Origin of the sequence: Pseudomonas sp. 25 R 14 (assembly GCF_900004755.1) — a bacterium.
GTDB lineage: Bacteria > Pseudomonadota > Gammaproteobacteria > Pseudomonadales > Pseudomonadaceae > Aquipseudomonas > Aquipseudomonas brenneri.
On sequence record NZ_CVTS01000051.1, the window covers coordinates 179,583 to 203,798 of the forward strand.

Genomic DNA, 24,216 nt, shown 5'->3' on the forward strand with positions numbered 1-24,216 from the left:
TTGGATTTCGCAATCTTGTTACCATCCTCCTCCGTCGTCACCAGGAGCCACCGCCTCATGCAACACCAGTGGGATGAAATGCACCGCACCCGCAAGCCCTCGTTCGTGCTGTGCGGCGAGCCCCGGGGACAGGTGCTCAATCTCTATGTCCATGGCTATTCCGCGTTTTTCAACCCGCAACAGCTGGCCAGTTTCCAGGCGCAACTGGCGGCGATCGAGGGTTCGACCAACCTGATGCTGTTCTGGCCGGCCGGGCATTTCCTGGAAAACCTGTTCGCCCCCTTCAAGGACATCATCGCCTCGATGCTCGGCGGCGGCACCCTGGGCGCGGCGACCGTGGGCCTGGGCAAGGCGGTGGGCTATTTTCTCGATCACTACAAAAGTGTCGAAGCGCGGGTGGACGAAGTGGCCAGGACACTGCTGGTGGAGTTGGCCAACTACCTGCACGCCGAGTCAATCGAGGTGCGCCAGATCAACCTGATCGGCCATTCCCTGGGCGCCCGCCTGCTGGTCAAGAGCCTGCTGGCCAGCCCCGAGCTGGCCCGGGAACTGCCGCTCAATCACCTGTTGTTGATGGGCGGCGCAATTTGCACCTCCAGCCCCTGGGAGCAGGTGTCGGCGCCGCTCAAGGGGCGGGTGATCAACTGCCATTCCAGCAAGGACTGGGCCCTGGCGCTCAAGCCGGATACCGAGCGCTGCATTGGTCGCTATGCGATTCCCTTGACGCCATCCCTCAAGGGCAAAGTGACCAACGTGCATCTGGTCACTTTCGACCACGCTGCCTACTGGCCGCAGTTGCAGACCGTGGTGCAGTACACCGACTTGCTGCACGAGCGCCGCGGCATGATCCGTGCGGACCAGCGCAGTGCCGAGGTGCGTTTTGCCGAGGAAGACGTGGACCTGTTCCCGGTGCTGCGCCAGGCACGGGCGCCAGAGCTGCAGTTTCTCGCCGAGCTGATGGCCGCCAAGCGCAGCGCGACCATCGAAGCCGAGGTACGCGACCCATTGCAGTTGGCTATCGAGTTGCAGCGTATGGGCGGTGACAGCTTTATGAACCTGGCCCGTGGGCACGGGGTGAGTTATCGCCAATTGGCCCAGGACGTGGCCCTGCGCGTCGGTCTCAAGTTTGACCAGCCCATCGACAGTGTGGCCCTGGTGAGCCTCGAAGAGCGGGTCGCCGAGACCCTGATCGAGCAGTACAAGGATAAACTCAGCCTGGCCGACCGCGCAGTGTTCGAGGCCGAACTCAGGGCTGCGGCGCAAAAGGAACAGGGGTTTTTCAACCGTTTCGATGTCGCTCGTTCGGCCACCACCGCCTTGAGCGGTACGGCGCTGGCCGGGCTGACCGGGTTTATCCTGCGCCGAGGTGCGGCCACGGCGATCCCGGTGGTGGGGCAGGCGCTGGCGGCGGCCATGCTGCTGGTGAGCGGGGTGCGGGCGTTTTCCGGGCCGGCGTATTCCATCACGACCCTGGCGGTGCTGGTGCTGGGGGTGATTCGCCAGCGCATGGAGCGTGAGGCGCTGAATCAGGAAATGGACCTGGTGGTGCAGGTGGTCGAGGCCTTTGACCTGCCCCGGGAAACGCTGATGCGCACGGTCTCGCCGGACTGCTAAGCTGCGTCCTTGTCCTGTGTGTCTGCCTGGTACCCCGCGTGAAATTCAGCCTGCCGAAAATTGCCACTGCCCCGTTCTGCCCGCCAGAAGTGGCGGGCACCATCCCCGTTGATCCCCGCGCGTCGTTTTTCAAACGGGTGCTGCAGTTTGCCGGCCCCGGCCTGCTGATTTCCATCGGCTACATGGACCCCGGCAACTGGGCCACGGCCATCGAGGCCGGGTCGCGCTATGGCTACAGCCTGTTGTTCGTGGTGTTGCTCGCCAGCCTGGCGGGGATGGCGGTGCAGTGCCTGTGTTCACGGCTGGGCATCGCCACCGGCAAGGACTTGGCGCAGTTGTGCCGCGAACGCTACAGCCAGCGCTCCGCGCGCACGCAATGGGTGCTGGCGGAAATCTCGATCATCGCCACCGACCTGGCCGAAGTCCTCGGCTGCGCCCTGGCGTTCCACCTGCTGCTGGGGGTATCGCTGACCACCGGCATTGTCATCACCGCCTTTGACACGCTGCTGATCCTGGCCCTGCAAAACCGTGGCTTCCGGCGCCTGGAGGCGATCATGTTGGCGCTGGTGGCGACCATCGGCGTGTGCTTCTTCGTCGAACTGGTGCTGATCAAACCCTATTGGCCGGACGTCTTGCGTGGTTTCACGCCGTCGCTCTCGGCGATCAGCGATGCCGCGCCGCTGTACCTGGCCATCGGCATCCTCGGGGCCACGGTGATGCCCCATAACCTGTACCTGCACACGTCCATCGTGCAAACCCGCCTGTTCGGCCAGGACCTGGCCAGCCGCCAGGATGCGGTCAAATTGGCGCGCATCGACACCATCGGCTCCCTGGCCCTGGCCTTGCTGGTCAATGCCGCGATCCTGGTGCTGGCGGCTGCGGCGTTCCACCAGACCGGCCATACCGAGGTCGTGGAGATCCAGGATGCCTACCATCTGCTGGATCCGCTGGTGGGAGGCGCCTTCGCCAGTATCCTGTTCGGCATTGCCTTGCTGGCGTCCGGGCAAAGCTCGACCTTCACCGGGACCATCGCCGGCCAGGTGATCATGGAGGGCTACCTCAACCTGCGCATTCCCTGCTGGCAACGCCGCCTGATCACCCGTGGCCTGGCGCTGATCCCGGCGTTCCTCGGGGTGTGGTTGATGGGGGACGATGCCATTGGCAAGTTGCTGATCCTCAGCCAGGTGGTGCTCAGCCTGCAGTTGCCCTTTGCCCTGTATCCACTGATCCGCATGACCGGCGACCGGCAATTGATGGGGCCTTTCGTCAATCGCCTGCCCACCAGGATCCTGGCCTGGAGTCTGTTCAGCGTGATCAGCGGCGCCAATGCCTGGCTGATCGGCCAGTGGCTGTTCTGATTCAGCGGTCCCAGTAAGATAGGTGGTGCATGCAAACTTCTTCGCTTGAGGCGGTGGGCCACCCACCAATGGCACGAGCGCCGACAGGCAGCGTAAGCTGGCCTCCCTTTTCCTCATGTTGTGGAGTTTTATCGTGGCCAAAGCCGCTGCTTTTATTGAAATCCCGGCCTCGGCCGACGAAGTCTGGCACCTGGTCGGCGGCTTCAACTCGTTGCCCGATTGGCTGCCCCTGATTGCCAAGAGCGAACCGGGCGAAGGCGGGCGTGTGCGTCATCTGCAAACCGTGGATGGCGCGGTGGTGGTCGAGCATCTGCAGACCTTTGATAACGCTGCGCGCACCTACAGTTACACGATCAGTGAATCGCCGTTCCCGGTGAGCGCGTATCTGGCGACCTTGCAGGTTGAAGCGCTGGGTGAACACTCGGCCAAAGTCACTTGGTCAGGTGTGTTCACCCCGATCGCCGGTGTGACCGAGGCTGAGGTCGAAGCGCTGTTCAGCGGCGTTTATACCGGTGGTGTCGAGGCCTTGCGCAAAAATTTCCCGGCCTGATCTTGTAGGCGTCGGCAAGCCGGCGCCTACAGTGGGTTTTTCTGGCGGCATTCCAGGGTCAATCGCGCGCCGCCGCGCTCGCTGCTGCCGACTTCCAGCCCAAAGCCATGCAGGTTGATGATCGCCGCCACAATCGACAGGCCCAGGCCAAAGCTGCCCTGTTGCTGACCGTCATCGACCCGGTAAAAACGCTGGAACACCGCGGCCCGTTCTGCTTCTGGAATCCCTGGGCCGGAGTCCAATACATCGATGCACGTACTGCCAGCCTCGTTGCTCCCTCGCACAATCACTTCGCCGCCCGGTGGGGTGAACTTGATCGAGTTACTCAGCAGGTTGGCCAGCGCTTCGAACAGCAGCGCGCGGTCACCATTAATCGGCGGCAGTGCTTCGGGGACCTGCAACAGCAGCGCCAACTGGCCTTCTTCCGCCAACGGCAGGTAGAAGTCATGGAGTTCCTGAAGCAACGGCAGGGGATCGAACACCAGGAAGCCGGAGCGTCGTTGCCGGTCTTCCAGTTCGGAAATGCGCAGCAAGCCGCGAAAGCGCGCCATCAGTGTGTCGGTCTCGCTGATCACTTCATCGAGTTGCAAGGCCAGGGGCGAGTGTTCATCGGCTTGTTGCTTGATCCGGTACAACTGCGCACGCAAACGGGTCAGCGGGGTACGCAGGTCATGGGCAATGTTGTCGCACACGCCCTTGACCTCGTTCATCAGTTTTTCGATGCGCCCGAGCATGGCGTTGACGATGGCCGCCAGCATGTCCAGTTCGTCACGACGGTTGGACAGCGGCAGGCGATGGGTCAGGTCGCCGGCGACAATGGCTTCGGCGCTGGCCTGGATTGCGCGAATCCGGCGCAACGGGCGCCGGCGCAGCAGATGCCAGCCGGCGACGCCGGGGATAATGGTCAGGGAGATCGCCCAAAGCAGGGCTTGCAGGATGATCCGGGTCACGCCCAGCAACGAGCCGTTATCGCGTACCAACACCAGCCAGCGACCATCCTGGGTCTGGGTCGCCACGGCGTCGCAACTGCCCAGGGGCAGTTTCGGGTCATCCGACTCGATACAGTTGGCCAAGGCATGGATGCGCCCGTCGAGGGCCAAACCTGCTGGAATCTGCTGGATCGGGCCGCTGAGTGGGCGTTGTTGCCCATCGAACAGGCCATAGGCGTCGATGCCCTTCATGTCGAAGGTCATGCTGGTGGCCAGGGCTTCATCCAGTTGTGCGCCTTCGAACCGCTGGAACAGGTGTTGGCGTTGCATCAACGAGTGGCGCGAAAGGTCGCCCAGGTATCCCGAGACCTCGTAGTACAACACCCCCATGAGGATGCAGCTCCAGGCCACGAACAGCGAACTGTACAGCGCCAGCAACCGGCTGCTGGACGAGCGCCAGCCGTTAGACGGGTTCAGCAATGACATAGCCCGAGCCTCGTACCGTGCGAATCAGCGGCGTCTGGCCCGGGGGGTCGATTTTCTTGCGCAGGCGGCCGATATGTACGTCGATCAGGTTGGTGCCCGGGTCGAAGTGATAACCCCAGACTTCCTCGAAGATCATCATCCGCGAGAGGATTTGCCCGGTGTTGCGCATCAAGAACTCCAGCAGCTTGTACTCGGTGGGCAGCAGGCTCAAAGGCTGCTCGGCGCGGCTGGCTTCACGGCTGATCAGGTTCAATTCCAGGTCGGCCACGCGCAGTGCGGTTTGCGCAGCCTTCACCGCATTGTTGCGGCGCAGCAGCACCTCGACCCGGGCCGCCATCTCGTCGGAGGCGAAGGGTTTGGTCAGGTAGTCATCCCCACCGGCCCGCAAGCCGCGGACCCGTTCATCCACGTCGGAAAGGGCGCTGATCATCAGGATCGGCGTCGACACGCCGAGGGTGCGCAGGGTGGTGACGATGGCCAGGCCATCGAGCTCCGGGAGCATGCGATCGAGGGTGATCAGGTCGTAATCACCGCTGACGGCCCGGCTCAGGCCTTCGCGGCCGTTATCTACCCAGTCCACGTCCAGGCCATGACTGCTCAGCTCGGCGACGATCTCGCGGGCCGTCACAGCGTCGTCTTCGATGGTCAAAATACGGGTCATGGGGGCTACCTGGTCAAACTGGAGTGAAGCATTTTGCCAAGAAATGATAGTGAGGTTTCTAAAAGAAAATTCATGTAGGCAATTCTCAGGGCCACCTCGGTCAAAATGTGGGGTATGGCGCAGGCCTTTTTAGTCGTCGAACCCCACCTGTTCGTGAATCTCATCGACCTTCAGCTCCAGCCGGTACGCCACGGCAATAAACAACGCCTGGCACAGGCACAGCGTTGCGCTCAACGAGCGAAACGCGAACGAAGACCCTTCATTGACCAGTAACACCGCGTTGGCCCGCTTGGCCAGCGGCGACAGGTTGCTGTCGGTGATGATCAGCGTCTTGGCCTGGTGGTGCTGGGCGATGCGCAGGCAGTGCTGGGTTTCCTTGCCGTAGGGCGTGAAGCTGATGGCGATCACCAGGTCATTGGCGCGTACGCTGCGCATCTGTTCGCGGTAGCTGCCGCCCAGGCCCGAGACCAGGTGGATGCGCTTGTTGGTGTGTTGCAGGTTGTAGACCAGGTAGTCGGCCACCGCAAACGAGCGGCGTACGCCAACCACGTAGATATTGTCGGCGTTGACCACCAGGTCCACGGCTTTCTCGAAGGCCGCGTCGTCCAGTTCCAGGCCCAGGCGCTCGATGCCGGACAGCGTGGCGCTCACGCACTCGCGGGCGAGGTCGCCGCCGCTGGCTTTCTGCGACTTGTTGGCGATCATGCTGCGGATGCGCTGCTGGTAGTTCTGCACCGGCGTGGTCTTGTGGGTATACGCCTCGCGAAACAGCGCCTGCATTTCACTGAAGCCACTGAAACCAAAACGCTGGGAAAAACGCACGATGGCCGACGGGTGGACTTCGCATTCCCGGGCGATATCGCTGATGCGGTCGACCATGATCCGATCGCTCTGCTGGCTCATGTAGCTGGCGATGCGCTTGAGCTGGCGGGGCAGGCTTTCGTATTCGTCGGTGATCAACTGCAACAGACGTTCGGCATTGATCGGAGGATTGGCGAGAGCGTCGGTCTCGGCGCAAGACTGCTGATCGGTGCGGGACATAAGCAATCCTTCTGGCTTGTTCTTACAGGGCAGGTGACAGGCACGGTGCCCCTGACAATAGGTCAATGGGCGCAAGTCTACAGGGAAGGCACCAAAAAATACCTTAATGGAAAATATATTCCACATAAAATATTTATAGAATAAATATTGATTGATGGCGCCGGACGTCCTAGTCTGCATCCACCAAGAGCGTCGCCGTTTTGACGGCAGGCGCGGGCTGATAAAAATAACAGGAGCCAGCATGGGCCAGACTCGTTTTGCCAGTGGGCGTCAATTGGATCTGATTTGTCTCGGGCGCCTGGGCGTCGACCTGTACGCGCAGCAAGTCGGGGCGCGGCTGGAGGATGTCTCAAGCTTCGCCAAGTACCTGGGTGGATCTTCCGCCAATATCGCTTTTGGCACGGCGCGACTGGGGCTCAGGTCGGCGATGTTGAGCCGGGTCGGCGACGATCACATGGGGCGTTTCCTGGTGGAGTCGTTGGTGCGTGAAGGCTGTGATGTGAGTGGCATCACCGTCGACCCACAACGCCTGACCGCCATGGTCCTGCTGGGCCTCAAGGACCGCGAAACCTTCCCGTTGGTGTTCTACCGCGAAAACTGTGCGGACATGGCCCTGCGCGCCGAAGATATCAGCGAAGCCTTTATTGCCAGCAGCAAGGCGCTGCTGATCACCGGCACCCATTTTTCTACCGGCGACGTGTACCAGGCCAGCCTCCAGGCCCTGGATTACGCCGAGCGGCACGGCGTCAAGCGCGTGCTGGATATCGACTATCGCCCGGTGCTCTGGGGGCTGGCGGGCAAGGCCGACGGCGAGACCCGTTTTGTCGCCGACCAGAATGTCAGCCAGCATGTGCAGGGCATCCTCGGGCGTTTCGACCTGATTGTGGGCACCGAAGAAGAGTTCCTGATTGCCGGCGGCAGTGCGGATCTGCTCAGCGCCTTGCGCACGGTGCGGCGCCTGACGACGGCGACCTTGGTGGTCAAGCTCGGCCCGCAGGGTTGCACGGTGATCCACGGCGAGATCCCGGCACGGTTGGCAGACGGTGCGATTTACCCTGGCGTGCGCGTCGAAGTGCTCAATGTACTGGGGGCCGGCGATGCGTTTATGGCGGGTTTCCTCAGTGGTTGGCTGAACGAGGCCAGTGATGAGCGTTGCTGCCAGTTGGCCAATGCCTGCGGCGGTTTGGTGGTGTCGCGCCATGCCTGCGCCCCGGCAATGCCGACCCCGGCGGAACTCGAATACCTGTTCAACAGCCCGGTGCCCATCACCCGGCCGGACCTGGACCCGGTATTGCAACGTTTGCATCAGGTCAGCGTGCCGCGCAAAAACTGGAAGCAACTGTTTGTGTTTGCCTTCGATCATCGCTGGCAACTGGTGGAGCTGGCGCAAAAAGGTGGCCAGGACCCCGCGCGGATCAGCGCGATCAAGCAGCTGTTTATCCAGGCGGTCGAGCGTGTCGAAGGCAAGCTGCGCGAGCAGGGCGTCGAGGCCGATGTGGGCATTTTGGCCGACCAGCGTTTTGGCCAGGATGCGCTGAACGCCGCCACCGGCCGTGGCTGGTGGGTCGCGCGCCCGGTAGAGGTCCAGGGCTCGCGGCCGTTGGCGTTCGAGCATGGCCGTTCGATTGGCAGCAACCTGATCGCCTGGCCCCAGGAGCAGATCATCAAGTGCCTGGTGCAGTTTCACCCCGACGACGAGCCGTTGCTGCGCCTTGAGCAGGAAGCCCAGCTCAAGGGCCTGTACCAGGCAGCGCAAACCAGCGGCCATGAACTGCTGCTGGAAGTGGTGCCACCCAAGGATCATCCTTCGACCTACCCGGATGTGCTCTATCGCAGCCTCAAGCGCTTGTACAACCTGGGCATCTACCCGGCGTGGTGGAAGATCGAGGCGCAGACTGCCGAGCAGTGGCGCAAGCTCGATGAGCTGATCGAGGAGCGCGATCCCTATTGCCGGGGCGTGGTATTGCTGGGTCTCAATGCTCCGGCGCAATCCTTGGCCGAGGGCTTCCAGCAGGCGGGCCAGAGCCGGACCTGCCGTGGGTTTGCCGTGGGCCGCACGATCTTCCAGGAGCCGAGCAGGGCGTGGCTGGCGGGTGAAATTGACGACGAAACGTTGATCCAGCAAGTGCAGCAGATCTTCGAGCAATTGATCCAGGCTTGGCGCAGCTCCAGAGTTTAAACACGATCAATTGTAGGAGCAGGCAAGCCAGCTCCTACAGAAAGCAGATCCCAGTGATCTCAGGTTAAAACAATAAAAGGTGCAGCCATGCCCGCAATCCGTATTGGCATCAACCCCATCTCCTGGAGCAACGACGACCTGCCGGCCCTGGGCGGCGAGACGCCCTTGAGCACCGCGCTCAGCGAAGGCAAGGCCATCGGCTACGAAGGTTTCGAGCTCAACGGCAAGTTCCCCAAGGACGCCAAGGGCGTGGGCGATGTGTTGCGCCCCTACGACCTGGCGCTGGTCTCCGGCTGGTACTCCAGCCGCCTGGCCCGACGTTCGGTGGCCGAGGAAATCGACGCCATCGCCAGTCATGTGCAACTGCTGCGTGAGAACGGTGCCACGGTGCTGGTCTACGGTGAAGTGGCCGACTCGATCCAGGGCTCGCCGGTCCGCCTGATCGAACGTCCGCGTTTCCACAGTGAGCAGGCGTGGCAGGCCTACGCCGACAAGCTCACCGAACTTGCGCGTTTTACCCTGTCCCAGGGCGTGCGCCTGGCCTATCACCACCATATGGGCGCTTATGTCGAATCCCCGGAAGACATCGACACCTTGATGCGCCTCACCGGCCCGGAGGTCGGCCTGCTGTTTGATTCGGGGCACTGTTACATGGGCGGCGGCGAGCCGGTCGAGGTGCTGCGCAAGCACCTGGCGCGCATCTGCCATGTGCATTTCAAGGACGTGCGCAAGCCGGTGGTGCAACTGGCGCGCAACCAGATGTGGAGCTTTCCCGACTGTATCGTCAACGGCACCTTCACCGTACCGGGAGATGGCGATATCGACTTCGCCGAGTTGCTGGACGTACTGTTGGGCGCCGGTTACAGCGGTTGGCTGGTGGTGGAGGCTGAGCAGGATCCGGCCGTGGCGCCCAGCTATATCTATGCAAAAAAAGGCTTCGATACCTTGCGGGCGCTGTTGGATGCGAGGGCTGGACAATGAGCCTGTTGGTCAAAAGCACGCCGCGCGGGCAAACCATGGTCGCGCTGCCAGCAGGCGGCCTGGAGTATGTGGGGTTTGCCGCTTACCGCCTGGGCCTGGGGCAAACGCTGCCGGTCAGTGCCGACGACAAAGAGTTGTGCCTGGTACTGCTCAGTGGCCGAGTGACGATCGAAGGCGAGGGCTTCAGTTGGCAGAACCTCGGGGATCGCCAGTCAGTGTTCGAGGATAAATCGCCGTTCGCAGCCTATCTGCCGCCCAACACGGTGGCCCAGGTGACAGCCCTGAGCGATGTGCAGATCGCCGTCTGTGCCGCGCCGGGCTCTGCCGCCGCCGGTCTTGCGCCCCGGCTGATCCGTCCCGAGCACTGCCGGCGCAGCGTGCGCGGCAAGGGGGCCAACACCCGCTATGTCTGCGACATCCTGCCCGACAGCGAACCGGCCCATTCGCTGCTGGTGGTGGAGGTGCGTACGCCGTCCGGGCATTCGTCCAGCTACCCGCCGCACAAGCACGACACCGATGACCTGCCGCACCAGAGCTTTCTCGAAGAAACCTATTACCACCAGATCAACCCATCCCAGGGTTTTGTCTTCCAGCGGGTGTACACCGACGACCGCAGCATCGACCAGGCCATGGCCGTGGAAAACCACGACCTGGTGGTGGTGCCCAAGGGCTATCACCCGGTCAGCGTGCCGTATGGCTACGAGTCGTATTACTTGAACGTGATGGCCGGTCCCAAGCGCGCCTGGCACTTTCACAACGACCCCCGGCACAGTTGGTTGCTGGATCTTTAACAACGCCAAATCCAAAAGACACGGGTGCGAAACATGACCACAACCCGATTGACCATGGCCCAGGCCCTGGTGAAGTTCCTCGATAACCAGTACATCGAAGTCGATGGCGTGCAGAGCAAGTTCGTCGCTGGGGTGTTCACCATCTTCGGCCACGGCAATGTGCTGGGCCTGGGCCAGGCCCTGGAACAGGACAGTGGCGACCTGGTGGTGCATCAGGGCCGCAACGAACAGGGCATGGCCCATGCCGCGATTGGCTTTGCCAAGCAGCATCTGCGGCGCAAGGTCTACGCTTGTACGGCGTCGGTCGGCCCCGGCGCGGCAAATATGCTCACCGCCGCCGCGACCGCCACCGCCAACCGCATCCCGCTGTTGCTGCTGCCGGGTGATGTGTATGCCTGCCGCCAGCCGGACCCGGTGTTGCAGCAGATCGAGCAATTCCATGACCTGAGCATCAGCACCAACGACGCGTTTCGCGCCGTGAGCAAATACTGGGACCGTATCAACCGCCCCGAGCAGTTGATGAGTGCGGCAATCCACGCCATGCGCGTGTTGACTGACCCTGCCGAAACCGGCGCCGTGACCCTGGCCTTGCCCCAGGACGTGCAGGCAGAGGCCTGGGACTACCCGGATTATTTCCTGCAAAAGCGCGTACACCGCCTGGACCGTCGCCCGGCCACCGAAGCGATGCTGCGCGAGGCTGCCGCGCTGCTCAAGTCCAAGCGCAAGCCACTGATTATCTGCGGTGGCGGGGTCAAGTACGCCGGGGCGAATGCGGCGCTGCAAGCGTTTGCCGAGCGTTTTCAGATCCCCTTTGCCGAGACCCAGGCCGGCAAGAGCGCAATCGTCTCCAGCCACCCCTTGAATGTCGGCGGTATCGGTGAAACCGGTTGCCTGGCCGCCAACCTGCTGGCCCGCGACGCCGACCTGATCATCGGCATTGGCACGCGCTATACCGACTTCACCACCTCATCAAAATCGCTGTTCCAACACCCCGAGGTGCAGTTTCTGAACCTCAATATCAGCCCCGGCGATGTCCTGAAGCTCGACGGCGTGCAGGTGCTGGCAGATGCCAGGCTGGGGCTGCAGGAGTTGACCGGCGTCCTGGGCGATTACTGCGCGCAATGGGGCGAGCAGCCACGCCAGGCCCGTGCGCAACTGGATGCCGAAGTGGACCGGGTCTATCAGGCGCGCTACACCGACGCCGACTTCACCCCCGAGATCAATGACCACATGGACCCGGCGGTACTGCGCGAGTTTATCGAACTGACCGGCTCCTGCCTGACCCAAAGCCAGGTACTGGGCGTGCTCAACGAGACCCTGGCCGACGATGCGGTGATTGTCGCCGCTGCCGGCAGCCTGCCGGGGGATTTGCAGCGCAGTTGGCGCAGCAAGGGGGTCAACACCTACCACGTCGAGTACGGTTATTCGTGCATGGGCTATGAGATCAACGCGGCCCTGGGCGTGAAACTGGCCGAGCCGGCGCGTGAGGTCTACGCCCTGGTCGGCGATGGCTCCTACATGATGCTGCATTCGGAGCTGGCGACCTCGATCCAGGAGCGGCGCAAGATCAACGTGGTGCTGCTGGACAACATGGCCTTCGGTTGCATCAACAACCTGCAGATGGGCAACGGCATGGACAGCTTTGGCACCGAATTCCGTTTCCGCAACCCTGCCAGCGGCAAGCTCGATGGTGGCCTGGTGCCGGTGGATTTCGCCATGAGTGCGGCGGCCTATGGTTGCAAGACTTATAAGGTCACGACGGTTGCGCAACTGCACGCCGCGTTGGCCGATGCACGCGAGCAGAGCGTGTCGACCCTGATCGACATCAAGGTTTTGCCCAAGACCATGATCCACGGCTACCTGTCGTGGTGGCGGGTCGGCGTGGCGCAGGTGTCCACCAGCGCGCGCACCAACGCCTGCGCCAAACAACTCAATGAACGCCTGGCCAAGGCCCGGCAGTACTGACAATAAGAGGAGTGTTGCCATGTCTTTGAAGTTGGGTGTGATCGGTACGGGCGCCATCGGCCGCGACCATATTCGCCGTTGCAGCCAGACCTTGCTCAACAGCCAGGTGGTGGCGGTCACCGATATCAACCTTGAACAGGCGGCCCAGGTGGTGGCGGACCTGCAACTCAATGCCGAGGTGTACGCCGACGGTCATGCACTGATCAACTCGGCGCAGGTCGAGGCGGTGCTGGTCACCTCCTGGGGGCCGAGCCACGAGGAGTTCGTGCTGGCGGCGATTGCTGCGGGCAAGCCGGTGTTCTGTGAAAAGCCCCTGGCGGTCACAGCCCAGGGCTGTCGCCACATCGTCGAGGCCGAAGTGGCCCATGGCAAGCGCCTGGTCCAGGTCGGTTTCATGCGCCCCTACGACCAGGGCTATCAGGCGCTCAAGGCGGTGATCGACAGTGGCCAGATCGGCGAGCCGCTGATGCTGCACTGCGCCCATCGCAACCCGAGTGTGGGTGAGAACTACAACACCAGCATGGCCATTACCGACACCTTGATCCATGAACTGGATGTGTTGCGCTGGCTGTTGGCCGATGACTATGTGTCGGTGCAGGTGGTGTTCCCGCGTAAAACCAGCAAGGCCCTGAGCCATTTGCGCGACCCGCAGATCGTGCTGCTGGAAACCGCCAGGGGCACGCGGATTGATGTGGAAGTGTTTGTGAACTGCCAGTACGGCTACGACATCCAGTGCGAAGTGGTGGGGGAGACCGGTATTGCCAAATTGCCGGAACCGTCCCAGGTGCAATTGCGCAGCGGCGCCAAGCTGTCGAATGCGATTCTGATGGATTGGAAAGATCGCTTTATCGCTGCCTATGACGTCGAGTTGCAGGCCTTTATCGATGGTGTGCGTGCCGGCCAGGTGGGTGGGCCATCGGCGTGGGATGGCTTTGCCGCAGCGGTGGCGGCGGATGCGTGTATCGAGGCCCAGGGCAGTGGGCAGGTCGTCAAGGTCAGCCTGCCGGATCGCCCTGCGTTCTACGGCTAGCGCCTCCCATTCCACAGGTGAAACGCGGTCGTTGTAGGAGCTGGCTTGCCTGCGATGGCGGTGGATCAGGTTAGAAATACTTGACTGATCTACCGCCATCGCAGGCAAGCCAGCTCCTACATTTTGATGGGGTTTGCACTTCAAGCAAGGAGTTGGTTCATGCGCATCGGACTGGTTGGATACGGCCACGGTGGCCGTTTTTTTCATGCCCCGCTGATCGCCACATTGCCCGGGGCGACGTTTGTCGGTGTGGTGACTCGCTCGCCCGAGCGGCGCCAGCAACTGGCGACGGAGCATCCCGGATTGCCGGCATTCGACAGCATCGCGCAGATCGTTGAGGCCGGGGTGGATGTGCTGGTGATTTCCACCACACTCAAGGGCCGCCCGGCCCTGGTGCTGGAGGCCATTGAATATGGTGTGGCGGTGGTCAGCGACAAACCGTTTGCCAGCAATGCCGAGCAGGCCCAGGCGCTGATCACCGCAGCCGAACGTGAAGGGGTGAAACTCAGCGTTTACCAGAACCGGCGCTGGGACTCGGATTACCTCACCTTGCGCAAGCTGATCGACGCTGGCGCCCTGGGCACCATCACCCGCTTTGAATCCCGAGTGGAGCGCTACAACCCGCAAGCGGTGGGCAATGCCAGCGGCGGCGGGTTCCTGCGGGATCTGGGCAGCCACTTGGTGGACCAGGCTTTGCAGTTGTTCGGCCCGGTGGAGCGGGTGTTTGCGCAATTGCAGTACAGCGCCGAGCATCCCACGGTCGATCATGGCTTTTTTGTCTGCCTGACCCATGCCAATGGGGTGATTTCCCACTTGTGGGGCAGCGCCCTGCAAAACAGCCCGGCCCCGCGTTTTCGGGTCAATGGCACGGCGGGCTGCTACACCGTCGAGGGCCTGGACGGCCAGGAAGAAGCGCTGATGGCTGGCAAGAACCCGAAGACTGAAGGCGAGCACTGGGGCGCCGAAGAACATCGGCGCTGGGGCTGGTTTGAGCAAGGGGCGGAACGCGAGCGAATCCCCTCGCAAAAGGGCGCCTGGAACGAGTTCTACCGGCAGTTGCAACGTGCTGTGCAAGGCCTCGGCGCACTGCCGGTGGAGGCCCGGGATGCCTGGGAAACCACACGGGTGCTGGATGCCGCCAGGCTCAGCGCCGAGCACCGGCAAGTGGTAGAGATGGCCGCGGTGAAAGGGGGGGGACGAAAATAGAATAAAATTCTAAAATGAGTTGATATGGAAATTATTTTCCAATAAAGTCATTCCAGGTTGCTGAAAGTCCGTCTCGGCCTTCCTTTCTAAAGGAGCCGCGGGACTCAACAAAAACAAGATAAAAAAACAACCAGGTACCGTCAGATGAAAATCTCCAACGCTGTACTGCAAGTGTTACGTTCTGCCTTCCTGCCCCGCGCACGGCCCTTCTATTTCTCTTTTCTCAATGTCCTTTGCGTCGAAAGCAAGGGCGCCCTGGTGTGCTGCATCCCAGGGGCGCCAGTGGTGCGACTGCCTGCTTCAACACCATCGCTCTGATAAACGCTACGTCCAGAAAACCAACAAGAAAGTGGAGACAGACCGTTCATGAAGACTCAGATCCGTTTCGCCCCGCTGGCCTTGGCGATGCTGCTTGCCAGTGGTGTGGCCGCCGCCGCCGATCTCAAGATTGGCGTCAGCATGTCGCAGTTCGACGACACTTTCCTGACCTACCTGCGTGAAGACATGGACAAGCAAGCCAAGTCCTACCCCAAGGGCGACGGCGTGCAACTGCAATTCGAAGATGCCCGCGCCGACGTGGTCAAGCAACTGAGCCAGGTCGAGAACTTTATCAGCCAGAAAGTCGATGCCATGGTGGTCAACCCGGTGGATACGGCCTCCACCGCCCGTATCACCAAGGCTGCGGTGGCGGCCGGCATCCCGCTGGTCTACGTCAACCGCCGCCCGGATCAGACCGACTTGCCCAAAGGGGTGGTGACGGTGACGTCCAATGATGTCGAGGCCGGCAAACTGCAAATGCAGTACCTGGCCGAGAAGATGGGCGGCAAAGGCAAGATCGTGATTCTGCTGGGTGACCTGGCCAACAACTCGACGACCAATCGCACCAAGGGCGTCAAGGAGATCCTCGGTCAATATCCGGACATCAAGGTTGAACAGGAGCAGACCGGGATCTGGCTGCGGGACAAGGGCATGACGCTGGTGAACGATTGGTTGACCCAGGGCCGCGAGTTCAATGCGGTGGTCGCCAACAACGACGAAATGGCGATTGGTGCGGCCATGGCGTTGAAAACCGCCGGCGTCAAACCGGGCAGCGTGTTGATTGGCGGTGTCGATGGCACGCCCGACGGGTTGAATGCGATTTCCAAGGGGGAGATGGCGCTCTCGGTGTTCCAGGATGCCAAGGGGCAGGCGGTCGGTTCAGTGGAGGCCGCGGTGAAAATGGCCAGGGGCGAGGCGGTCGAGCAAAACGTCGTGGTGCCTTTCCAACTGATCACCCCGGACAATGTTGCGTCATTTAAGTAGCGTTCAATAACAACAATAAGCCTGCAGGGTGATCACCGTCGCCCTGCTGATGGAGCCCCGATATGCTCGCTCAAGCGACGGCTGCGCAGCCCGCCGGCCTGGAACAACCCTACCTGCTGGAAATCGCCCATATCAGCAAAGGCTTTCCCGGCGTCGTGGCCCTGGACGATGTGCAATTGCGGGTGCGCCCCGGCTCGGTCCTGGCGCTGATGGGAGAGAACGGTGCCGGCAAGTCGACGCTGATGAAAATCATCGCCGGTATCTACCAGCCCGATGCCGGAGAAATCCGCCTGCGGGGCAAGCCGGTGGTATTCGATACGCCATTGGCCGCGTTGCAGTCGGGCATTGCGATGATTCACCAGGAGCTCAACCTGATGCCCCATATGAGCATCGCCGAGAACATCTGGATCGGTCGCGAGCAGCTCAATGGCCTGCGGCTGGTCAATCACCGGGCCATGCACCGCTGCACGGCCGAGTTGCTGGCACGGTTGCGGATCAACCTCGATCCTGAGGAACTGGTTGGCAGCCTGAGCATTGCCGAGCGGCAGATGGTGGAGATTGCCAAGGCGGTGTCCTATGACTCTGACGTGCTGATCATGGACGAACCGACGTCGGCAATTACCGACAAGGAAGTGGCCCATCTGTTTTCGATCATTGCCGACCTCAAGGCCCAGGGTAAAGGCATCATCTATATCACCCATAAAATGAATGAAGTGTTTGCCATCGCCGATGAAGTGGCGGTGTTTCGCGACGGCGCCTATATCGGCCTGCAACGGGCCGACAGCATGGACAGCGACAGCCTGATCTCGATGATGGTCGGGCGTGAATTGAGCCAACTGTTTCCCGTGCGTGACAAGCCCGTCGGCGAGCTGCTGCTGTCGGTGCGCGACCTGCGCCTGGAGGGTGTGTTTGAGGGCGTATCGTTTGATCTGCATGCCGGCGAGATCCTCGGTATTGCCGGGCTGATGGGCTCGGGCCGCACCAACGTCGCCGAAACCCTGTTCGGCATTACCCCAAGCGACGGTGGCGAAATCCGCCTCGACGGCCAGGTGCTGCGCATCAGCGACCCGCATCTGGCCATCAAGCAGGGTTTTGCACTGTTGACCGAGGACCGCAAGCTCAGTGGCCTGTTCCCCTGCCTGTCGGTCCTGGAAAACATGGAAATGGCAGTGCTGCCGCACTATTCGGGCAATGGCTTCATCCAGCAAAAAGCCCTGCGGGCCTTGTGCGAAGACATGTGCCAGAAACTGCGGGTGAAAACCCCTTCCCTTGAGCAGTGCATCGACACCCTGTCCGGCGGCAATCAGCAAAAGGCCTTGCTGGCCCGTTGGCTGATGACCAATCCCCGGCTGCTGATCCTCGATGAACCGACCCGTGGCATCGACGTCGGCGCCAAGGCCGAGATCTATCGCTTGATTGCCTTGCTGGCCAGCGAGGGCATGGCGGTGATCATGATTTCTTCGGAACTGCCGGAAGTGCTGGGTATGAGCGACCGCGTCATGGTGATGCACGAAGGCGAGCTGATGGGCACCCTGGACCGGGCCGAGGCCACCCAGGAAAAAGTCATGCAACTGGCTTCCGGTATGACGGCAGTCCACTAACGAATAAAAAGGTGACGGGTAATGAACGCGATACTGGAAAGCAAACCCGAGGAAAAGAAGCCCGCCACGGCACCGGTCAAGAGTCGGCGGCGGTTTCCTACCGAACTGAGCATTTTCCTGGTGCTGATCGGCATCGGCCTGGTGTTCGAATTGTTTGGCTGGATCGTACGTGACCAGAGCTTCCTGATGAACTCCCAGCGCCTGGTGCTGATGATCCTGCAAGTGTCGATCATCGGTTTGCTGGCGATTGGTGTGACCCAGGTGATCATCACCACGGGGATCGACCTGTCCTCGGGCTCGGTGCTGGCGCTGTCGGCGATGATTGCTGCGAGTCTGGCGCAAACCTCGGATTTTTCCCGTGCGGTGTTTCCATCACTGACTGACTTGCCAGTGTGGATCCCGGTGGTGGCCGGCCTGGGCGTGGGGTTGTTGGCGGGGGCGATCAACGGCAGCATCATTGCCATTACCGGGATCCCGCCGTTTATCGCCACCCTGGGCATGATGGTTTCGGCCCGTGGCCTGGCGCGTTATTACACCGAAGGCCAGCCGGTGAGCATGCTGTCGGATTCCTACACGGCCATCGGCCATGGCGCGATGCCGGTCATTATCTTCCTGGTGGTGGCGGTGATCTTTCACATTGCCCTGCGCTACACCAAGTACGGCAAGTACACCTATGCCATCGGCGGCAATATGCAGGCGGCGCGGACTTCGGGGATCAACGTCAAGCGCCACCTGATCATTGTCTACAGCATCGCCGGGCTGCTGGCCGGGCTTGCGGGTGTGGTCGCATCGGCGCGGGCCGCTACCGGGCAGGCCGGGATGGGTATGTCCTACGAGCTGGACGCGATTGCCGCGGCGGTCATCGGCGGCACCAGCCTGGCGGGCGGGGTAGGGCGTATCACCGGCACGGTGATTGGCGCGCTGATTCTCGGGGTGATGGCCAGCGGGTTTACCTTCGTGGGGGTGGATGCCTACATCCAGGACATCATCAAGGGCCTGATCATTGTGGTGGCGGTGGTGATCGACCAGTATCGCAATAAGAAGCAGCGCAAGCGTTAAGCTTCAAGCTGCAAGTGCGGCGGGCTTGACAGCTTGTCGCTTGCAGCTTGCAACTTATAGCTGCTTTATGAAAATTCCTGCTATAAACGCACTCCGATAACCGCCTGCCAAGCCCGTCCTGGTGCCTTTTGGGAGAATGTCGGACAAATTGCCTGTCATTTCAGTTGCTGCGCCCTCAAGTCAGCCGTAGACTGCCGCCCCTCGTAAATTGAGTGCCGGGTGGCGCTTGGAATGGACGGCGTCTTTCCCCGATCTGCAGAGGTTGGCCGGAACGCTCCCTTATTCGCCTTAATGCACGTATTTTTTATAGAGAAATCAATGACAAAGGAAAAGTTGCTGGCCATGCCGGCGGATGACTACATGAATGCCGAGCAGCACGCTTTTTTCGAGCAGTTGTTGCAAGACATGAAAGTCGAACACCACGAGCGCATTGAGCAGAACCGCATCGCCATTGAAAGCCTGGACACCCCGGCTGACCCGGCTGACGCCGCTTCGGTAGAAGAAGAGCGCACCTGGCTGGTAAACGCGATCGACCGCGACCAGCGCATGCTGCCGCAACTTGAGCGTGCCCTGGAGCGCATCAAGGAAGATTCCTTTGGCTGGTGTGATGACAGCGGCGAGCCTATCGGCCTCAAGCGCCTGCTGATCAGCCCGACCACCAAGTACTGCATCGAAGCGCAAGAGCGCCACGAGCAAATCGACAAGCATCAGCGCCAAGCCTGATCTGTCCGCCCCTGTAGGAGCGAGCTTGCTCGCGAAAGTCGTCAACGATTACACGTGTATTCTGGATAAACGTGTTGTCCCTGAGTTCTTCGCGAGCAAGCTCGCTCCTACATCAGGTGAGCGTCAGCAACCTCATCCCCCCAGTCTATTGATCTGCTGCAAGCCCTAACACCAAAGGCCCATGGATAATGGCCAATTAGTGGCGTTTAATGCAGGCACAATAATGACAGACAGTGGGGTGACAAGCATGGCTGGGGATGGATCTCTGATGGGCGCCGCCGTGGTGCCGCATGCGGTGAGCCGCCAACTGCCTGGTTGGGTGACGCCGTTCCTGCAAAGCATCGCCCTGGTGCTGATACTGTTGGGCCTGGCGTTTGCCGAGCTGTCGATCTACCTCTGCGTACCCGTCGCCCTGTTGCTGGTCTGGCTGCCACGCCTGAAAAAACCGGCCCGCAGCCTTGCGCCTGATGTGGCCGAGGATGCCATGGGCGCGTTGACTCGCGATCTGTCCTACACCACCAGCCATAATGCGTTGTCAGCAGCTGGCGTGGCCTATTCGGTCAAGCAACTGGCGGCCAGGCTGCAATCGCAATTGGGCGCTGCCCAGCAAATCGTCAACAGTGCCGAAGTGATGATTGGCACCGAGCAACAGACTTCCCAGCTCAGCCGTGAGGCCCTCAGTGCTGCGGGCCAGGCCCATCAGCGCAGTACCGAGGGGCGGGCGGTGCTGGGGGAATCCATCAGCCGCATGCACCAACTCAGCCAGCGCGCCAGCGACAGTCGCCAATTGATCGAGGCCCTGAGCCAGCGCAGCGAAGAAATCCAGCGCGTGACCCTGGTGATTCAGTCCATCGCCAGCCAGACCAACCTGTTGGCCCTGAATGCCGCGATTGAAGCCGCCCGTGCCGGTGAGCATGGGCGCGGGTTCGCCGTGGTGGCCGATGAAGTGCGTGGCCTGGCGGGCCGTACGGCGACCGCCACCGATGAAGTGGGGGTGATGGTCGCGGACATCCAGCAGCGTACCGCCCAGGTGGTGGAGCAAATTCGCCAACTGTCCGTGGATTTGCAGGCTGGCGTCGAGCAGGTGGAGCACGCCGGCGAGCAACTGGAAAGCATTGCCACGTTGGCGGCGGGAGTGGAGGGCCAGGTCAGCGCGATTGCCCAGGGTACCGAGACCAATCGGGTGCAGCTCGACAGCCTGTTCCATGCGGTGGAGCAGATGCGTAGCGACTTGACCGTCAGCGACCAGCAGACCCAGCAGTTGGCCCAGGCCGCCGTGCAAATGGAAGGGCAGGCCGAAACGATCAGCGAGCGCCTGGCTGAAGTTGGCCTGGACGACTATCACCAGCGCATCTACGACCTGGCCCGCGAAGGTGCGAGCCGGATCGCCGCGCAGTTCGAAGCGGATGTCCAGCAGAACCGCATCAGCCTCGACGACCTGTTCAATCGCAGCTACACACCGATTGCCAACAGTCACCCGACCAAATATCACAGCCGTTTCGACGGCTACACCGATCAAGTATTGCCCACTATCCAGGAAGCCTTGCTGCCCCGTCACGAAGGCTTGGTGTTCGCGATTGCCTGCACGCCACAGGGTTATGTGCCGACGCACAACAAGGCGTTTTCCCAGGCGCTGACCGGCGATACCCAGGTGGACGCCGTGAACAATCGGACCAAGCGCAAGTTTGAAGACCGCACCGGGATTCGTTGTGGCAGTCACCAGCAGGCCGTGTTGTTGCAAACCTATACCCGTGACACCGGGGAGTTGATGCACGACCTGTCCGTGCCGATCATGGTCAGTGGCCGGCATTGGGGCGGTTTGCGCCTGGGCTACAAGCCTGAAGGGCAGGCTGGCGCGCAGTAGGTCCGGGCCCGGATTGTTGCGTGTTCTGCAAGGAAGCTTCTACGCCGATAGCTTTTTCCAGCGTAGGGAACAGCTTAAGATATCGCACATTGTTAGCTTGCTAACTAATCCTGCGGAGAACTTCCATGCAAAGCAAAGTCGATGTGGCGGTGATGATTGGCAGTGGTGTGCCACAGACCCTGCGTGCGCTGGGCCTGAGGGCCTGCTGGGTGGTGTTGCTCAATGGCGAACAGCGCGGCACCGCCTTTGCCAGCCGTGACGAGGCCCAGGAGTGCCGCGCCGCCTGGCAGGCATTACTGGACCTGGAGCGATCAGATCGCTTGCATTGAGTGCTGGTTACACGCTTTGTTGCAGTCGACGCTTAAGGTGTTGTGGTGCAGAGCAGGGCTTCCAACTCTTTGGCCAAGGCGCAAGCCTTGTTGTGATCGCTGCGAAAGCCTTTGACCCGACCGCTGGGCACTTCAAGAATATGGAAAAAATTCCTGCCAGCCGGGACGACCCGATACAGCGCGAAATCCGGGCACACGTTGTTGGCATGTACACTGTAGAATAGCGCGCTACCCTTGCGGGACAAGGTGCCGCAAGCCTGTGTCGGTTGACGTTGAACTCGTTGCATGGCCAGCTCCTGTCGATCTGTTGACCTACGTGCAGCTTTTCGGGTGGTTTTAAGCCGTGTTGCTGTTCTAATATTGTTGTCGGCAGCCCACGTTCGGTTCCATCCAACGTTTTTCCGTTGTTTATGGCTGTCGGAAACCACCCTTTCAAATGGGGTATTCTCTGAAGTGGGGCGTCCAGTATTCTCTGGCCGATAAACCTGTGATTTCCTGCAATGCCTGACGACCTTGTATAAGGCCTGTCCGGCCCGGCTGTACGAGTCTGGCGGGGATCAACTTCAGTTTTTCAGTGTGTCGTGCCGTATCGGCCTTTTTTGTGCTGCCTGCCTGGGCGGGTAGCGCTTTTTTAGATGTGGGGGCGTTTCCTTGGCAGTCAGTAATCTGGATATGCACGCATTGTTCGTGCTGGGTGATTTGCGCGCAAAGTTGGTTAAACAGTTTCAATCGCGGTTTGTTTACATCACGGAACAAACCCCGGAAGGCATTTATATTGCTGAAATCGATACTGAAACAGCGCTGGTGGTCGATGACAAGCCGCGGTTGGAACTCAAGGTCGGTGATCATTTTCGCGCGGCAGTACTGCCCAGTCGTGAGGGTGGCAAGTTCGAACTGAAGTTTCGCGATATCAAGTTGACGGTCTATGGCCTGGGCGACTACGCGTTTGTTTCCACGGCGCAGGGCGAGGGCATTGTGTTCAAGGAAGGCCACAGCGTGATGCTGGTGTTCGCCACCCACGAACAGTTGCAGGAAGGCCTGAGCAAAACCCTCAAGGCCGTGACCGGCAAGGCCGCCAAGTGGCGCAAGGGTGAGCTGGTGACCTTCAAGGCCAGCGAATAATGAGCGAAGGCCGGGCCCGTTTTCACCAGCAGCACCTGGCAGATGCCCAGGCCAAGGCTGCCGAACTGCTGGCTCGCAAAGATGACTTGCAAGGCGCCTGGCTGAACTGGGTGGCCAGTCAACTCTATGCCCTGCGGCCCGCCGAGTACGCCAGCATGGTGCGCCGGGAGCTGCAGCGTTTGCATCAGCAGCCCTGAATACCGGCAACCGTTTGAACCTCTACTACAGTTGCGTGGACTTAATTATTCAGGGGCTTTCGCGGCGTGACAGCAAAGCCATCCGTCATGGCTGTGTAAGCGCGAGGTTCAAAGGCATGAAAGCAATTCGAGCGCTGTTGGCAGCGTCCCTTACCACTCTGGGCCTGTCGATGGCGGCCGTACCGGTAGCGGCTGCCCAGGCGCCTATCCACTTTGCCGACCTGAATTGGGAAAGTGGCAGCCTGATCACCGAAGTCCTGCGGTTTATCGTCGAGAAGGGCTACGACTTGCCCACCGACACCTTGCCCGGTACCACCATCACCCTGGAAACCGCCCTGGCCAAAAATGATATCCAGGTGATCGGCGAGGAATGGGCGGGACGCAGCCCGGTGTGGGTCAAGGCTGAAACTGAGGGCAAGGTGGTCGGCCTGGGCGATACCGTCAAGGGTGCAACCGAAGGCTGGTGGGTGCCGGAATATGTGGTCAAGGGCGACCCGGCCAGGGGCATCAAGCCGCTGGCTCCTGAGCTGCGCAGCGTACAGGACCTGGCGCGCTACAAGGACGTGTTCAAGGACCCGGAGGCACCTGGCAAGGGGCGGTTCCTCAACAGCCCTATTGGCTGGACGTCGGAAGTGGTCAACAAGCAGAAGCTCAAGGCGTATGGGCTGGACGCGAGCTACGTGAACTTTCGCAGCGGTTCAGGCGCGGCCCTGGATGCCGAAATTGCCTCGTCGATCCGCCGTGGCAAACCGATCCTGTTCTACTACTGGTCGCCGACACCGCTGATGGGGCGCTACAAGTTGATCCAGCTGCAAGAGCCGCCGTTCGATGCCGAGGCCTGGAAGACCCTGACCGATGCCGACAACCCCGACCCCAAGCCGACACGGTCGTTGGCGTCCAAGCTGAGTATTGGCGTGTCCACGCCGTTCCAGCAGCAGTACCCGCAGATCGCGCAATTCTTTGAGAAGGTCGACTTCCCGATTGAACCGCTCAACCAGGCCCTGGCGACAATGAGCGAAAAACACACCCCGCCCCGTGAAGTGGCGCAGGCGTTTCTCAAGGAGCATCCGCAGGTGTGGAAGGCATGGCTGACGGAGGATGTGGCCGCAAAGGTCGAAGCCAGCCTCAAATAACCTCTCATATGAAGACCAAACTGTGGGAGCGGGCTTGCTCGCGAATGCGCAGTGTCAGTCACCAGATGTATAGACTGACCCACCGCATTCGCGAG

The 24,216-nt window shown here is 61.1% G+C and carries 22 protein-coding genes; 18 read left to right on the plus strand and 4 right to left on the minus strand.

The window, feature by feature from the left end; genetic code table 11:
• Window positions 1-57: 57 nt before the first annotated feature.
• The 3 genes from BFQ03_RS18220 to BFQ03_RS18230 all read left to right on the plus strand — a co-directional run bounded on the left by BFQ03_RS18220 (window position 58) and on the right by BFQ03_RS18230 (window position 3,522).
• On the plus strand, window positions 58-1,614 hold the full coding sequence (locus BFQ03_RS18220; RefSeq protein WP_032861094.1) for a DUF726 domain-containing protein: 1,557 nt from the start codon (window positions 58-60) through the stop codon (window positions 1,612-1,614).
• A 38-nt stretch (window positions 1,615-1,652) separates the two neighbouring features.
• The gene (locus tag BFQ03_RS18225; protein WP_032861093.1) at window positions 1,653-2,972 is read left to right on the plus strand and encodes an Nramp family divalent metal transporter; all 1,320 of its coding nucleotides are present in this window, start codon (window positions 1,653-1,655) and stop codon (window positions 2,970-2,972) included.
• A gap of 133 nt (window positions 2,973-3,105) precedes the next feature.
• Entirely contained in the window at window positions 3,106-3,522 is a 417-nt protein-coding gene (locus BFQ03_RS18230) for an SRPBCC family protein (RefSeq protein ID WP_032861127.1), read from the plus strand.
• A 26-nt stretch (window positions 3,523-3,548) separates the two neighbouring features.
• Here the strand turns inward: BFQ03_RS18230 and BFQ03_RS18235 are convergent, their stop codons facing one another.
• The 3 genes from BFQ03_RS18235 to BFQ03_RS18245 all read right to left on the minus strand — a co-directional run bounded on the left by BFQ03_RS18235 (window position 3,549) and on the right by BFQ03_RS18245 (window position 6,639).
• Window positions 3,549-4,937 (minus strand): sensor histidine kinase, encoded by a 1,389-nt coding sequence (locus tag BFQ03_RS18235; protein ID WP_065943697.1) that lies wholly within the window; start codon window positions 4,935-4,937, stop codon window positions 3,549-3,551.
• A complete protein-coding gene (locus BFQ03_RS18240) occupies window positions 4,915-5,598 on the minus strand; it encodes a response regulator transcription factor (protein ID WP_032861091.1) in 684 nt (227 codons plus the stop codon). The genes BFQ03_RS18235 and BFQ03_RS18240 overlap by 23 nt, the downstream gene beginning before the upstream one ends.
• A 129-nt stretch (window positions 5,599-5,727) precedes the next feature.
• Window positions 5,728-6,639, minus strand: coding sequence for a MurR/RpiR family transcriptional regulator (locus BFQ03_RS18245; protein ID WP_032861090.1), 912 nt, complete (start codon window positions 6,637-6,639; stop codon window positions 5,728-5,730).
• A gap of 241 nt (window positions 6,640-6,880) precedes the next feature.
• Between BFQ03_RS18245 and iolC the strand changes: the two genes are divergently transcribed.
• From iolC to BFQ03_RS18305, 12 genes are all read left to right on the plus strand, one after another.
• Window positions 6,881-8,818, plus strand: a complete 1,938-nt coding sequence (gene iolC, locus BFQ03_RS18250; RefSeq protein ID WP_065943698.1) for a bifunctional 5-dehydro-2-deoxygluconokinase/5-dehydro-2-deoxyphosphogluconate aldolase — start codon at window positions 6,881-6,883, stop codon at window positions 8,816-8,818.
• An 87-nt stretch (window positions 8,819-8,905) separates the two neighbouring features.
• Window positions 8,906-9,799, plus strand: a complete 894-nt coding sequence (iolE, locus tag BFQ03_RS18255; protein ID WP_032861087.1) for a myo-inosose-2 dehydratase — start codon at window positions 8,906-8,908, stop codon at window positions 9,797-9,799.
• Entirely contained in the window at window positions 9,796-10,590 is a 795-nt protein-coding gene (iolB, locus tag BFQ03_RS18260) for a 5-deoxy-glucuronate isomerase (RefSeq protein WP_032861085.1), read from the plus strand. Before iolE ends, iolB begins: the two co-directional genes overlap by 4 nt.
• A 33-nt stretch (window positions 10,591-10,623) precedes the next feature.
• Window positions 10,624-12,555 (plus strand): 3D-(3,5/4)-trihydroxycyclohexane-1,2-dione acylhydrolase (decyclizing), encoded by a 1,932-nt coding sequence (gene iolD, locus BFQ03_RS18265; RefSeq protein WP_065943699.1) that lies wholly within the window; start codon window positions 10,624-10,626, stop codon window positions 12,553-12,555.
• 19 nt (window positions 12,556-12,574) lie between these two features.
• Complete coding sequence (locus tag BFQ03_RS18270; protein ID WP_065943700.1) at window positions 12,575-13,585, plus strand: bifunctional inositol 2-dehydrogenase/D-chiro-inositol 1-dehydrogenase; 1,011 nt, start codon at window positions 12,575-12,577, stop codon at window positions 13,583-13,585.
• A 159-nt stretch (window positions 13,586-13,744) separates the two neighbouring features.
• Window positions 13,745-14,791: a Gfo/Idh/MocA family protein gene (locus BFQ03_RS18275; protein WP_065943701.1), complete on the plus strand. Its 1,047-nt coding sequence runs from the start codon at window positions 13,745-13,747 to the stop codon at window positions 14,789-14,791.
• A 366-nt stretch (window positions 14,792-15,157) separates the two neighbouring features.
• The gene (locus BFQ03_RS18280) at window positions 15,158-16,093 is read left to right on the plus strand and encodes a sugar ABC transporter substrate-binding protein (protein WP_032861079.1); all 936 of its coding nucleotides are present in this window, start codon (window positions 15,158-15,160) and stop codon (window positions 16,091-16,093) included.
• Window positions 16,094-16,155: 62 nt separating this feature from the next.
• Window positions 16,156-17,694 carry a sugar ABC transporter ATP-binding protein gene (locus tag BFQ03_RS18285; protein ID WP_032861078.1) on the plus strand — a complete coding sequence of 513 codons (1,539 nt, stop codon included), beginning with the start codon at window positions 16,156-16,158 and terminating at the stop codon, window positions 17,692-17,694.
• A gap of 21 nt (window positions 17,695-17,715) precedes the next feature.
• Window positions 17,716-18,753, plus strand: a complete 1,038-nt coding sequence (locus BFQ03_RS18290; RefSeq protein WP_032861077.1) for an ABC transporter permease — start codon at window positions 17,716-17,718, stop codon at window positions 18,751-18,753.
• Between the two features lie 318 nt (window positions 18,754-19,071).
• A complete protein-coding gene (locus BFQ03_RS18295) occupies window positions 19,072-19,476 on the plus strand; it encodes a TraR/DksA family transcriptional regulator (RefSeq protein ID WP_010564800.1) in 405 nt (134 codons plus the stop codon).
• A gap of 268 nt (window positions 19,477-19,744) precedes the next feature.
• Complete coding sequence (locus BFQ03_RS18300; protein ID WP_065943702.1) at window positions 19,745-21,340, plus strand: methyl-accepting chemotaxis protein; 1,596 nt, start codon at window positions 19,745-19,747, stop codon at window positions 21,338-21,340.
• Window positions 21,341-21,465: 125 nt separating this feature from the next.
• A complete protein-coding gene (locus BFQ03_RS18305) occupies window positions 21,466-21,669 on the plus strand; it encodes a hypothetical protein (protein WP_032861075.1) in 204 nt (67 codons plus the stop codon).
• Between the two features lie 32 nt (window positions 21,670-21,701).
• Here the strand turns inward: BFQ03_RS18305 and BFQ03_RS18310 are convergent, their stop codons facing one another.
• On the minus strand, window positions 21,702-21,956 hold the full coding sequence (locus BFQ03_RS18310; protein WP_065943703.1) for a hypothetical protein: 255 nt from the start codon (window positions 21,954-21,956) through the stop codon (window positions 21,702-21,704).
• A gap of 385 nt (window positions 21,957-22,341) precedes the next feature.
• Between BFQ03_RS18310 and BFQ03_RS18315 the strand changes: the two genes are divergently transcribed.
• From BFQ03_RS18315 to BFQ03_RS18325, 3 genes are all read left to right on the plus strand, one after another.
• A complete protein-coding gene (locus BFQ03_RS18315) occupies window positions 22,342-22,791 on the plus strand; it encodes a hypothetical protein (protein ID WP_032861073.1) in 450 nt (149 codons plus the stop codon).
• Window positions 22,791-22,988, plus strand: a complete 198-nt coding sequence (locus BFQ03_RS18320; protein ID WP_032861072.1) for a hypothetical protein — start codon at window positions 22,791-22,793, stop codon at window positions 22,986-22,988. Before BFQ03_RS18315 ends, BFQ03_RS18320 begins: the two co-directional genes overlap by 1 nt.
• Window positions 22,989-23,104: 116 nt before the next feature.
• On the plus strand, window positions 23,105-24,121 hold the full coding sequence (locus tag BFQ03_RS18325) for an ABC transporter substrate-binding protein (protein ID WP_065943704.1): 1,017 nt from the start codon (window positions 23,105-23,107) through the stop codon (window positions 24,119-24,121).
• Window positions 24,122-24,216: the final 95 nt, after the last annotated feature.